Genomic DNA, 12,567 nt, shown 5'->3' on the forward strand with positions numbered 1-12,567 from the left:
AGGCGGTCGGCGAGGTCGTGCGCCGCCGCCCAGTCCTCCGGCGCAAGGGTCCGCGCGGCGCGCGGCACGCGCGCGCCCTCCTCGCGCTCCTCCGGCGACAGCTTTCGCACCGCGTCGGCGATGCGCAGGGCATGGCGGAGCGCGCCGGAGCCCGGCGCCAGCCTCGGCCCCCTCAGCACCGCCCGCTCCAGGGCGCGCGCGGCCCGATGCGCCGCCGCGGCCGGGAGCCCGAAGCGCGCATTCGGGTGCTTGAGGAGCGCGAGCAGCGTGCCGGCCGGCATTCCGCCGAGTCCCGCTTCCGCCACCAGCCGGGCGAAGATCCCGGCCGGGGTCGTCCCGAGCGGCACGCCGCCCGAATCGTCGACCTGGATGTCCCAGCGCCGGAGCTCGACCGCGACGCGGCGCGCGAGCTTCCGGTCGGGCGTGACGAGCGCCGCGACCCGCTCGCCTTCCGCGATGCTCCTGCGGAGGATGACGGCAATGGCGAGCGCCTCCTCGCGCTCGTTGGCGGCCTCCACGAGCGCCACGCCTTCCAGCGCGGCGGCCTTGTCGGAAGCCGGGAGCGCCCCCGGCCCCGCCCAGCGCCCCGTCGTCGCCGCCGGTCGGAGCGCCTCCGACACGACCCGCTCGCGCAGACGGAGCGCCTGCGGCGGGGCCGCGAGGGAGCGGACATCCGCCCGTTCGACGCCGAGGGTCGAAAGCAGCCGCTTCAGGCCCGCCTGCGGATGGCCCGCCGCCGCGGGATCCTCCTTCGGCTCTGCGACGGCGCGCCAGCCGTCCTCGTCGAGACCGGCATCGAGGCCCGGCAGGACCACGGCGCCGTTCGGCAGCCGCGCGATGGCGGAGAGCAGCACGGCGGTCGCCGGCACGGAGCCCGTGGAGCCGGCCGCGACGACCGGTCCGGCCGATCCGGCGCGCTCCAGCCGCCCGGCCTCCGCCCGGACCAGCCGGTCCCGCCGGGTGCCGGGATCGACGAGCCCGCGCGCGGCGAGATGTTCGGGCCAGGCCGCCGTCACGATCTCGAGAAATGCGAGCGTGATCTGCCAGTAGCGGGTGAGCTCCGGCCCGAGCTCGCGCGGGAGCGCATCCCAGCCCGGCCCCTCGCTCCCGACCTGATCGATCAGCCGGCCGAGAACGGCCGCGAGCCGGGCCGCATCGGCGGCCGACGCCGGCACCAGCAGAGGCTCCTCGCCGAGGCCCGCCGCCGCACGGACGAGCGCGCCGGACCAGCCGCGTACGAGGCGCGCGAGCGCAAGCTGGCGCGCCACCGGCGGAATGGCGGGCGGCAGCCCGTCGAGCGCCTCCGCCGCGCCCGGATCGAAGAAGGCCTCGTCCTCGTCGACATCGCCGAGGGTCCGGATCCTCGGCAGCAGCACCGCCGGGCCGAGCCGGGCGAGAAAGACCTCCCGGATCGCGCGCGCCGCGCGCCGGGTGGGCAGGAACAGGGTGACGTCCGTGAGCGCGAGCGGGTCGGCCCCGAGCCGGAAGCCTTCGACCAGCCGGCCGTCCAGAAGCGCGTCGACGAGCGTTTCGAGAAACGGGACCCCGGGCGGGATCGTGGCGACGTTCGGCGCTCTCATCCGCTCAGGCGGCGCTCTCCGCAATGGCGAGTTCGGCGGCCTTCACCGCCCGCGGCGTCTCGACGTTGATCCAGAGCCCGTCGAGCCGGACGCCGAAGAGCCGCTCCTGCTCGATCGCCCGGTCGAAGAGCAGGTTGAGCGAGAACGGCCCCGCCGGCGCATCGCGGAAGAGGCGCGGATGGAGGATCGCCGCGCCGGCATAGACGAAGGGGGCGACGGTCCGCTCGTCGCGGCGGGCGAGAAGGCCCTCCTTGTTCAGGAAGAAATCGCCCCGCCCCTCGTAGCCGGCCGAGTTGACGGTCGAGGCGACGAGAAGGAGCGCGTCCATCCTGGCGTCGTCCCAGGCGTCGAGCAGCCATTCCATGTTGGCGCGCACGCCTTCGACCCAGAACGAATCGGAGTTGCGCAGCACAAAGGCGCCTTCGCCGAGAAGGGGCAGCGCCTTCAGGATGCCGCCGCCGGTATCGAGCAGCTTCTCCCGCTCGTCGGAGACGATGACGGCCGGCGCGGACCGCCTGGCGAGATGCGCTTCGACCAGGTCGGCAAGGTAGTGGACGTTCACCACGGCGGTCTCGATGCCGGCCTCGGCGAGACCGTCGAGGCAATGGTCGATCAGTGCCCGGCCGCGCACCTCTATCAGCGGCTTGGGCGTCGTGGCGGTGAGCGGCCGCATCCTCTTGCCGAAGCCCGCCGCGAGCACCATCGCCGTCTTCGGCCGCGCCATCCTCAACTCCGTCTCCGTGTCAGACGAGCCGCTCATACCATCGCCGGAGCCCGGACAGAACCGGATGTGCGAGGTTCCGGCGCAGAAGGGCTGCGACACGACGACTGTGCCGCTCATAGCCCGCCTTCCCCTCCGCCCGCGCGAGCCGGGCGAAGGCGCCGAGCACCTTGGTCGTGCGCTGCGCGCCGAGGACGGCATAGGCAGCGCGGAAGGCGTCCTCGTCGAAACCCGGATCGGCGCGGCGGCGGCCCGCCACGTAGCGCGCGACGAGCGCCTGCTCCCGGACGGCATCGATGTCGACGCGCGCATCCTGCGCGAGCGAGGCGACATCATAGGCCGGATGCCCGATCAGGGCGTCCTGGAAATCGATGAGGCCGATCCGGTCCAGCCCCTCGCCCGCGCACCAGAGGATGTTCGGGGAATGGAAGTCCCGGAGCACGAGGGTCTCCCCGGGAGGCAGGCGGCCGAGCACGGCGGCCCAGGCCGACAGGAAGGCGTCGCGCTCCGCCGCGTCCCAGCCTGCCTCGGCCGGCACGAACCAGTCCGCGAAGAGCGAGATTTCGACGAGGAGCGCGTCGCGGTCGTAGGCCGGCACGCGGTACCGTCCGCCGCCCGAAAGCCGGATCTCGGGCTCCCAGGTCCGCGCGTGGAGCGCAAGCAGGCAGTCGATCGCCGCCTCGTAGCGGGCGATCGCCGGCCGGCCGGCGGCATCCAGGATGCCGGACGCGCCGAGATCCTCGAGCAGGAGGAAGCCTTCCGCCACGTCCGACGCGAAGATCTCGGGCGCATGGAAGCCGGCCTGCCGCAGCGCGTGGTCGACCGCGAGGAAGGGCTCGACGTCGAGGGCGCGGTGGGCGATCGCGTCGTAGGACCGGCCGCCGGCGAGCGGCGGCCCCTCGGGACGGGCCGGCGCGTTCATCAGGATCGCCGTCCGTCCGCCGGCCGCCACGCGCTCGTAGGCGCGGCCCGAGGCGTCGCCCTTGATCGGAACGCGCGCCGCGCCCCGCCAGCCGGACCTTTCGAGGAAACGGCGTGCCGCAAGGCTCCGCTCGAGACGCGCCGCAAGCGCCGGATCGGCCGAAAGCACGGCCCGCCGGCCGCCCCCCTCGAAGGCGAGGACGACCGAGAGCCGGGCGCCGGACGCGAGATCGGGCGCGCGCTCCGGCCATTCCACGAGGAGCGCGCCCTGCTCGAGCGCCTCGGCGAGCCCGATCTCCTCCGCCTCGCCGGGATCGGCGAGCCGGTAGAGATCGGCATGCGTCACCGCCAGCCTTTCGAGGGCGTAGTCGAGCCTGATCGGGAAGGTCGGGCTCGGCACGTCGAGGCCGGCGTCGCCCGCAAGGGCGCGGATGAGCGCGCGCGCGAAGCTCGTCTTGCCGGCGCCAAGATCGCCTGCGAGCGCCACCAGGTCGCCCGGCGCCAGGATCGCCGCGACGTCCTCGGCGAGCCGGGCCGTCGCCGCCTCGTCGGGAAGCGGGCCGTCGAACACGATGCGCGCGGGGGGAGCGGCCACCGGCCTATTCGGCGGCGTCGGCCGCGACCTCGGTCACCTCCGGCAGGCGGACGACGACCGTCGTCCCCTTCCCTTCCTCCGACTTGACGTCGATCGAGCCGTGGTGAAGCTCGACCAGGCTCTTCACGACCGAGAGGCCGAGGCCGGCGCCGTGGCGGTGACCCGAGGTGCCGTGCGCCTCGAACGGGCGGAAGATGGTGGCGAGCAGGTCGGAGGGGATGCCGACGCCCTCGTCGCGGACCGTGTAGACGACCCAGCGCCCGCGTCGCTCCGCCTTCACCTCGACGCGGCCGCCGGCATTGGAGAAGCGGATCGCGTTCGAGACGAGGTTGAAGAGGATCTGGCGGACGCGCTGCTCGTCGGCGAGGAACTTGCCGATCCGCTCGGGTATCTCGATGTCGAGCGTGATCTTCTGCTCGGCGATGCGGTCGCGCAGGCCCTCCACGGCGGCTTCGGCGACGCCGCGTATGTCCACCTCGCCGAGATCGAGCGCCATGATGCCCGCATCGACGGTGGCGAGGTCGAGGATGTCGTTGATGATCGCGAGCAGCGCCGAGGAGGAGGACGAGATGTGGTCCATGTACTCGCGCTGGCGCTCGTTCAGGCTGCCGACCGCCTCGTTCGAGATCATCTCGGCGAAGCCGATGATGGAGGTGAGCGGCGAGCGCAGCTCGTAGGAGACGTGGTGGATGAACTCGGTCTTCAGCCGGTCCGCCGCCTCGAGCGCCTCGTTGCGCTCCTTGAGCGCGCGCTGCACCCGCGCCGTGTCGGTCACGTCGACGAAGGTGAGCATGGTCATGCCTTCCGGCAGTGCGACCGTGGCGAAGTCGATGACGCTGTCGTCGGGGCGCTGCATGCGGCCTGAGACCGGCTCGCCGTGCTCGAGATCGGTGACCGCGATGCGGATCGCCTCCCAGGTCGGCTCGTCGGAATAGATCGCCGAACAGTCGCGGATGATCTCGCCGATATGCGGTTCGGCGTCGAGCTGCGCGGGCGACAGGCGCCAGATCTCCGCGAAGACCGGGTTGAAGAGCCGGAGGCGGCCGTCAGTCCCGAACACCGCGACGCCTTCCGTGAGATGGTCGAGCGTCTCGCCCTGGAGCTGCGAGAGCGCATTGACGCGGCTTTCGAGCGAGAGCTGCTGCGTCACGTTCTCGAAGATGTAGGTGATGCCGCCCTCGGCGTTCGGGGTCGCGACCATGCGCAGCGTCCGGCCGTCCGGAAGGTGCCACCAGTCCTCGCGCGGCTCGATCGCCTGGTACGCGGCGAGGTGCTTCGTCCGCCACTCGCGGTAGTTCGCCTGCTCCGGCAGCTTACGCTCGGCGCGCAGATGGTCGAGGATTGCGCTCTCCTCGGGCTTGCTGTCGAGCCATTTGGCCGCGAAGCCCCAGAGCGCCCTGTAGGCCTCGTTGTAGAAGAGGAGCCGGCCCTGCGAATCGAAGCTGGCGATGCCGGCGGCCAGATGGTCGAGCGTGCGGGCGTTCGATTCGGTGACGCGCCTTAATTCGTCCTTGGCGACGTCGACCTCCGAGAGGTCGAGCGCGCAGCCGATCGAGCCGTCGTCGATCAGGATGTCGTAGACCTGCAGGCGCCGCCGCTCGCCGGCGACGATCGCGGTCACGCTGTCATTGTAGCTGCGGGCGGCGCGATGCGCCTCGCGCACGCCGTCGCGGGCGCGCGTCGGCAGCAGCTCGATGCCGGAGCCGACCACGGCCTCCGCGCCCGCCGCCTCGACCGCGCTTACATAGGCGGGATTGACCCAGACGAGACGCCCGACGCGGTTGCGCCGCCAGAGCGGGAAGGGGAGCGCATCCGCGAGCGTCCTGAGCGCGGTCACCTCCTTGATGATGATCGCGGCCTGCTCCTTCAGCTCGGCGAAGGTGCGCCGCTCGCCGGTCAGCTCCCGGAAGCGCAGGATCGAACGCTTTCCGCTCGTGCGCCCGGACACTTCGAGGACGGCGCCCGTATTCGACCGGGCGGCCATCTGGAAGCCTTCGCCGTAGCGGCGGAGCTTCTGGACGGCCTCCTCGAGCTGGCGCGCGCTTTCGGGCTCCAGCCAGCGCGAGATCGCGAGGAACTCGGCACGGTCGAACGGCGCGCCCACCCGCTCGGGCAGCGAGCCGAGCACCTCCGGCGACGCCGTGCTGGAATCCCAGACGACGGTCTTCTGGTCGTCGGCCGCCAAGAGGACTTCCGCGCGGTCGAGCCGCGCGCTCAACTGACGGATGCGCTCCTCGGCCCCGGCGAGCCGCTCCTGTCCGCGCGACCGCGAGAGGAGGGAGAAGGCCATGCCGGCGGCCGCGACCGAGCCGATTGTGACCGCAAGCCAGAGTACGTCCGCGAAGGCCGTGGTCTCGGGAGGAGTGGCTGCGAGCGCGAGAACCGGCTCAGAGGTTCCGAGAACCGCGGCGGCGGCGCCGAGACCGGCACCGGTTCCCGGTCGCCACAGCCGGCGTCTAGCGCCTGGTTTGCCGTCGGTCGTCCGCGCTGCCATTCGCCCCACCGGATCCGGAGCGAACGGCCCCGGACGAATCATGCTCCGACCTTACCCACTCGCCCATGCGTCGGGAAGGTAGCGGGACCATAGTTCCGGTATCGGAAACGAATGGTTAACCATGACGCCCGGGCGGCGCCCACGGGCGCGGATCCGCACAAGGCGGCCCGCGCTCCGTGCGCATGGAGCGCGGGCGCGCCGGTCAGTAGCGGTAATGGTCCGGCTTGAACGGGCCCTCGGGCGACACGCCGAGATAGGCCGCCTGATCGCCGCTCAGCCTGGTGAGGCTGATGCCGAGCTTCTCGAGATGGAGCGAGGCGACCTTCTCGTCGAGGTGCTTCGGCAGCACGTAGACCTTGTTCTCGTACTGGTCGCCCTTGGTCCAGAGCTCGATCTGCGCCAGCACCTGGTTGGTGAAGGAGGCGCTCATCACGAAGCTCGGATGGCCGGTCGCGTTGCCGAGATTCACCAGGCGGCCCTCGGAGAGCAGGATCATGCGCGTGCCGTCGGGCTTCTCGATCAGATCCACCTGCGGCTTCACGTTCCGCCACTTGAAGTTCTTCAGCCCGGCGACCTGGATCTCGTTGTCGAAGTGGCCGATGTTGCACACGATCGCCATGTCCTTCATGGCGCGCATGTGGTCGATCGTGATGACGTCCTTGTTGCCGGTCGCGGTGACGAAGATGTCGGAGGTCGGCGCGACCTCCTCGAGCGTCTTCACCTCGAAGCCGTCCATCGCCGCCTGCAGCGCGCAGATCGGGTCGATCTCGGTCACCACGACGCGGGCGCCGGCGCCGCGCAGCGACTGCGCCGAACCCTTGCCGACATCGCCGTAGCCGCACACGACCGCGACCTTGCCGGCCATCATGACGTCGGTGGCGCGGCGGATGCCGTCGACCAGGCTCTCGCGGCAGCCGTACTTGTTGTCGAACTTCGACTTGGTGACCGAGTCGTTCACATTGATCGCCGGGAAGGGAAGCATGCCCCTCTTCTGGAGATCGTAGAGACGCATCACGCCGGTCGTCGTCTCCTCCGAGACGCCGCGGATCGCGGCGCGGGTCCTGGAGAACCAGCCCGGGTTCCGCGCGAGGCGCCGGCGGATCGTGGCATAGAGGCACGCCTCCTCCTCGTTGCCCGGATTGTCGAGCAGCGAGGGGTCCGTCTCGGCCCGCGCGCCGAGCAGCACGAGCATGGTCGCGTCGCCGCCGTCGTCGAGGATCATGTTGGCGGTCTCGCCGTTCGGGAAGTCGAAGATCCGGTCGGCGAACTCCCAGTATTCCTCCAGCGTCTCGCCCTTGTGGGCGAATACGGGGACGCCCGCGGCGGCGATCGCCGCGGCGGCATGGTCCTGCGTGGAGAAGATGTTGCAGGAGGCCCAGCGGACCTCGGCGCCGAGCGCGACGAGCGTCTCGATCAGCACCGCGGTCTGGATGGTCATGTGCAGCGACCCGGCGATCCGCGCGCCCTTGAGCGGCTTGTCCGCGCCGAACTCCTCGCGGATTGCCATCAGGCCCGGCATCTCGGTCTCGGCGATCTCGATCTCGGTGCGGCCCCATTGGGCGAGCCCGATGTCCTTCACCGCGTAGTCGCCGCGGTCCTTCGTCATATCGTTCACAGCGCACTCCCTGGCGTTTGGGCCGCAGGTAGCACGACGGCCGCCGGGCGGCAACCAACACATAAAGGAATGTTTATGTCTGACTACGTCGAGGCGGCCGGGCCGCCCGCTCAGATACGCTTCTGGGCGGCCGCCCGCGCGAGGAGCGCGCGCAGCATCGACCGGAGCCGGTCGGCCATCTTGGGATCGACGAAGGCGCCGTCGGCATCGAAGGCGGCGCCGGCGCGCGGGACGAGCATCTGCTCGGGGACCACCAGCGCGCCGAGCTCGAGCTCGAGCGACTGGCGGAGGGAGATCAGCCCGCGCAATCCGCCGAAGCCGCCCGGCGACGCGGCCGCCAGCCCGAACACCGCCGCGCGGAAGGGCTCCATGCCGACCCGGCTCACCCAGTCGATGGTGTTCTTCACGAGCGCCGAGACGCCGGCATTGTATTCGGGGCTGACGATCAGGATCGCGTCATGGGCCAGGAAATGCCGTGCGAGCCGCCGCGCCGGCTCGGGCACGCCCTTCTCCGCCTCGAGATCCCCGTCATAGATGGGAAGCGGATAATCGGCGAGGGAGAGCCGGGTCACCGTCGCCCCGCTGAGCGCGAGCTCCTTCACCGCGAGGCTGGCGAGCCGGACGTTGTAGGACCCGCTCCTCAGCGAACCGGGGATGACGAGGACGTCCATCTCACCGGAGCCGGCGGTAGGTCCAGACGCGTGCCGGCGGAAAGTTCATCGCCACCCAGGGCGACCGGTAGACCGCATAGCGCTTCGAGGCTTCGGGAATCGGAGCCCCGAGCCCGTAGGAGAACTGGACGAGGCGGCCACCGTCGCAGACGCGCTGGAGCACGTCCTCGACGAAGCGCTCGCGGACCTTGGGCGGCCGCATCAGGAGCGGGAGCGAGGAAAGCGCGGCGCCGAACGGACCGGTGCCGGCGAGCGTGCGCTCGAGATCGTAGGCATCGCCCTGGATGACGTTGATGCCGGGGAAGCGCTCCCGCAGGAGCCTGCAGAAATCGGGGTCGTGCTCGACCACCACGAGCCGCTCGGCCGGGATCCCGGACTGCACCAGCGCAGCCGTCACCACGCCGGTACCGGCACCGAGCTCGAGCGTGAAGCCGTCCGGATCGGGCCGGGCGAGTTCCACCATCAGCTCGGCGAGCGCGCGGCTCGACGGCGTGACGGCGCCCGCGCGGATCGGATTGGCCGCCACCGACCGGATGAAGCGGAGCTCGTCGCCGAGCTTCTCGCTCACCCTGGCGACCGAGCTGATCACCGGGTGCTCGCCTTCGCGCTCCCGCTTGTTGACCACGAGCCGCACCGAGCGGAGCTCCTCGCCGAGCTTCTCGCCGACCCGCGCCACCGACGCGAGCACCGGCCGGTCCCCGTCGCGGCGGCCGGAGGGCAGCCGCACCGATCGCAGCTCCTCGCCAAGCTTCTCGCCGACGCGGGCGACCGAAGCGAGGACGGGGTGGTCGTACTGGCGGCGCTTGCGGGCGGGAGCGATCATGCGGCTCGACTGTCCTTCATTTCTCGGCGAGAGTTTCCAGGAAGTCCTTCACCCGTGCGAAGAAGCCCGTCGACTCCGGATTGTTCTCGCCGGACGACACGCGCTCGAACTCCTCCAGGAGCTCGCGCTGGCGCCGACTCAGATTCTGCGGTGTCTCGACCACGATCTGGACGTACATGTCGCCGAATTGCCGCGTCCGCAAGACCGGCATGCCTTTGCCCTTCAGGCGGTACTGCTTGCCGGTGGGCGTGCCCTCCGCGATCTTCACCCGGGTCCGCCCGCCGTCGACGGTCGGCACCTCGAACTGGCCGCCGAGCGCGGCCGTCGTCATCGAGACCGGCACGCGGCAGAAGATGTCCGCCCCGTCGCGCTGGAAGAAGGCGTGCGGCTTGATCGAGAGGAAGATGTAGAGGTCGCCCGGCGGGCCGCCGCGCAGCCCCGCCTCGCCTTCGCCGGCAAGGCGGATGCGCGTGCCGTCCTCGATGCCGGCGGGGATGTTCACCGAGAGCGTGCGCATCTGCATGACGCGCCCCGAGCCAGCGCAATCGAGGCAGGGATCGCGCACCACCTCGCCGCGCCCCTGGCAGGCGGGGCAGGTCCGCTCGATGTGGAAGAAGCCGCCCTGGCTCGCGCGGATGCGGCCGGCGCCCTGGCAGGTCGGGCAGGTCTGCGGCGTGGAGCCCGGCCGCGCCCCGCTGCCCGAGCAGACCTCGCAGGTCACGCTCGTGGGCACCTCGATCTCGACGGCCTTGCCGAGATAGGCCTCCTCGAGCGTGATCTCGAGATTGTAGCGCAGGTCCGAGCCGCGCTCGCGCCCCGAGGCGCGGCGCCCGCCGCCCATGAACTCGCCGAATATGTCGTCGAAGATGTCCGCGAAGGACGAGAAGCCCGCGCCCTGCGCGCCGAAGCCCCCGCCCTCGAAGGCCTGATGGCCGAAGCGGTCATAGGCCGCCCGCTTCTGCGGATCCTTCAGGACCTCGTAGGCCTCGTTCGCCTCCTTGAACCGATGTTCCGCGGTCGGATCCCCGGGATTGCGGTCGGGGTGGAGCTCCATCGCGAGCCGCCTGAACGCGCTCTTGAGGGCCTTCTCGTCGGCATCGCGGCCGACGCCCAGCACTTCGTAATAGTCGCGCTTCGCCATGTGTGTCGGTTCGGGAGATGGAGGAAGCCGCCCGGAGAGCCTCCGGGCGGCCGTTCACGTGTCGGAGCCGGTCACGCGGACCGCTTCTGGTCCTCGTCCGGGATCTCCTCGAAGTCGGCGTCGACCACGTCGTCGTCCTTCGCGCCGGAGGTCCGCTCTCCCGAGGCGGGCTCCTCGGAGCCCTGCTCCTGGCTCGCCTTGTACATGGCCTCGCCGAGCTTCATGGAAGCCTGGGCGAGCGCCTGGGTCTTGGCCTGGATGGCGTCGGCGTCCTCGCCCTCCGTCGCGCTCTTCAGATCGGCGATGGCGGCCTCGATCGCCGACTTCTCCGCCGCGCCGACCTTGTCGCCATATTCGGCGAGCGCCTTCTCGGTGGAGTGGACGAGCGCCTCGGCCTGGTTCTTCGCCTCCACCAGCGCGCGCCGCTTCTTGTCGTCCTCGGCATGCGCCTCGGCGTCCTGCACCATCTTCTCGATCTCGGCGTCGGAGAGGCCGCCCGAGGCCTGGATGCGGATCTGCTGCTCCTTGCCGGTGCCCTTGTCCTTCGCCTGAACGTTCACGATGCCGTTCGCGTCGATGTCGAAGGTGACCTCGATCTGCGGCACGCCGCGCGGCGCCGGCGGGATGCCGACGAGATCGAACTGGCCGAGGAGCTTGTTGTCCGCGGCCATCTCGCGCTCGCCCTGGAACACCCGGATCGTGACCGCGCCCTGATTGTCCTCGGCCGTCGAGAAGACCTGGCTCTTCTTGGTCGGGATCGTCGTGTTGCGGTCGATGAGGCGGGTGAACACGCCGCCGAGCGTCTCGATGCCGAGCGAGAGCGGGGTCACGTCGAGGAGCAGGACGTCCTTGACGTCGCCCTGCAGCACGCCCGCCTGGATCGCGGCGCCCATCGCCACGACCTCGTCCGGGTTGACGCCCTTGTGCGGCTCCTTCCCGAAGAGCTGCTTGACCACCTCCTGCACCTTCGGCATGCGCGTCATGCCGCCGACGAGGACCACCTCGTCGATATCGCCGGCGGTGACGCCCGCATCCTTGAGCGCGTTCTTGACCGGCTGCACCGTGCGCTGGACGAGGTCATCGACCAGGCTCTCGAACTTCGAGCGCGAGAGCTTCAGCGTCAGGTGCTTCGGCCCGGAGGCGTCGGCGGTGATGTAAGGCAGGTTGATCTCGGTCTGCTGCGAGGAGGAGAGCTCGATCTTCGCCTTCTCGGCGGCCTCCTTGAGGCGCTGCAGCGCGAGCGCATCCTTCCGGAGGTCGATGCCCTGCTCCTTCTTGAACTCGTCGGCGAGATAGTCGACGAGCCGCATGTCGAAATCCTCGCCGCCGAGGAAGGTGTCGCCGTTCGTCGACTTCACCTCGAACACGCCGTCGCCGATCTCGAGCACGGAGATGTCGAACGTGCCGCCGCCGAGGTCATAGACGGCGATCGTGCCGGCCTTCTTCTTGTCGAGGCCATAGGCGAGCGCGGCCGCGGTCGGCTCGTTGATGATGCGGAGCACCTCGAGCCCGGCGATCTTGCCGGCGTCCTTGGTGGCCTGCCGCTGCGCGTCGTTGAAGTAGGCCGGAACGGTGATGACCGCCTTCTCGACCTTCTCGCCGAGATAGCTCTCGGCGGTCTCCTTCATCTTCTGCAGGATGAAGGCGGAGATCTGGGAGGGCGAGTACTTCTTGTCGTCGATCTCGACCCAGGCGTCGCCATTGTCGGCGTTGACGATCCGGTAGGGAACGAGCGCCTGGTCCTTCTTCACGGTCGGGTCGTCGAAGCGGCGGCCGATCAGGCGCTTGACGGCGAAGATCGTGCGCTTCGGATTGGTGACCGCCTGGCGCTTGGCCGGCTGGCCGACGAGACGCTCGCCGTTGTCGGTGAAGGCGACCATCGACGGAGTGGTGCGCGCGCCTTCTGAATTCTCGATGACCTTCGCGTTCTTGCCGTCCATCACGGCGACGCAGGAATTGGTCGTGCCGAGATCGATGCCGATCACTTTTGCCATTTCGCTTCTCTC

The 12,567-nt window shown here is 70.4% G+C and carries 9 protein-coding genes; all 9 read right to left on the bottom strand.

The features are described 5' to 3' along the window. Positions 1–1,580 (bottom strand): double-strand break repair protein AddB (gene addB / locus E4O86_RS07725; RefSeq protein WP_161139954.1); only part of this gene is annotated, 1,580 nt, incomplete at its 3' end. Positions 1,581–1,584: 4 nt separating this feature from the next. Further along, on the bottom strand, positions 1,585–2,304 hold the full coding sequence (locus E4O86_RS07730) for a nucleotidyltransferase family protein (protein ID WP_161139955.1): 720 nt from the start codon (positions 2,302–2,304) through the stop codon (positions 1,585–1,587). A gap of 19 nt (positions 2,305–2,323) precedes the next feature. Beyond that, complete coding sequence (gene tsaE / locus E4O86_RS07735) at positions 2,324–3,817, bottom strand: tRNA (adenosine(37)-N6)-threonylcarbamoyltransferase complex ATPase subunit type 1 TsaE (RefSeq protein ID WP_161139956.1); 1,494 nt, start codon at positions 3,815–3,817, stop codon at positions 2,324–2,326. Positions 3,818–3,821: 4 nt separating this feature from the next. Further along, a complete protein-coding gene (locus tag E4O86_RS07740; RefSeq protein ID WP_161139957.1) occupies positions 3,822–6,311 on the bottom strand; it encodes a sensor histidine kinase in 2,490 nt (829 codons plus the stop codon). Between the two features lie 202 nt (positions 6,312–6,513). Then, positions 6,514–7,917, bottom strand: a complete 1,404-nt coding sequence (ahcY, locus tag E4O86_RS07745; RefSeq protein ID WP_161139995.1) for an adenosylhomocysteinase — start codon at positions 7,915–7,917, stop codon at positions 6,514–6,516. Between the two features lie 119 nt (positions 7,918–8,036). After that, positions 8,037–8,597 (bottom strand): NADPH-dependent FMN reductase, encoded by a 561-nt coding sequence (locus E4O86_RS07750; RefSeq protein WP_161139958.1) that lies wholly within the window; start codon positions 8,595–8,597, stop codon positions 8,037–8,039. Position 8,598: 1 nt separating this feature from the next. Then, entirely contained in the window at positions 8,599–9,420 is an 822-nt protein-coding gene (locus E4O86_RS07755) for a class I SAM-dependent methyltransferase (RefSeq protein WP_161139959.1), read from the bottom strand. 16 nt (positions 9,421–9,436) lie between these two features. Further along, entirely contained in the window at positions 9,437–10,561 is a 1,125-nt protein-coding gene (dnaJ, locus tag E4O86_RS07760; protein WP_161139960.1) for a molecular chaperone DnaJ, read from the bottom strand. Between the two features lie 71 nt (positions 10,562–10,632). Then, positions 10,633–12,555, bottom strand: coding sequence for a molecular chaperone DnaK (gene dnaK, locus E4O86_RS07765; protein WP_161139961.1), 1,923 nt, complete (start codon positions 12,553–12,555; stop codon positions 10,633–10,635). Between the last annotated feature and the right edge of the window lie 12 nt (positions 12,556–12,567).

Origin of the sequence: Propylenella binzhouense (assembly GCF_009866965.1) — a bacterium.
Lineage (GTDB): Bacteria > Pseudomonadota > Alphaproteobacteria > Rhizobiales > Afifellaceae > Propylenella > Propylenella binzhouense.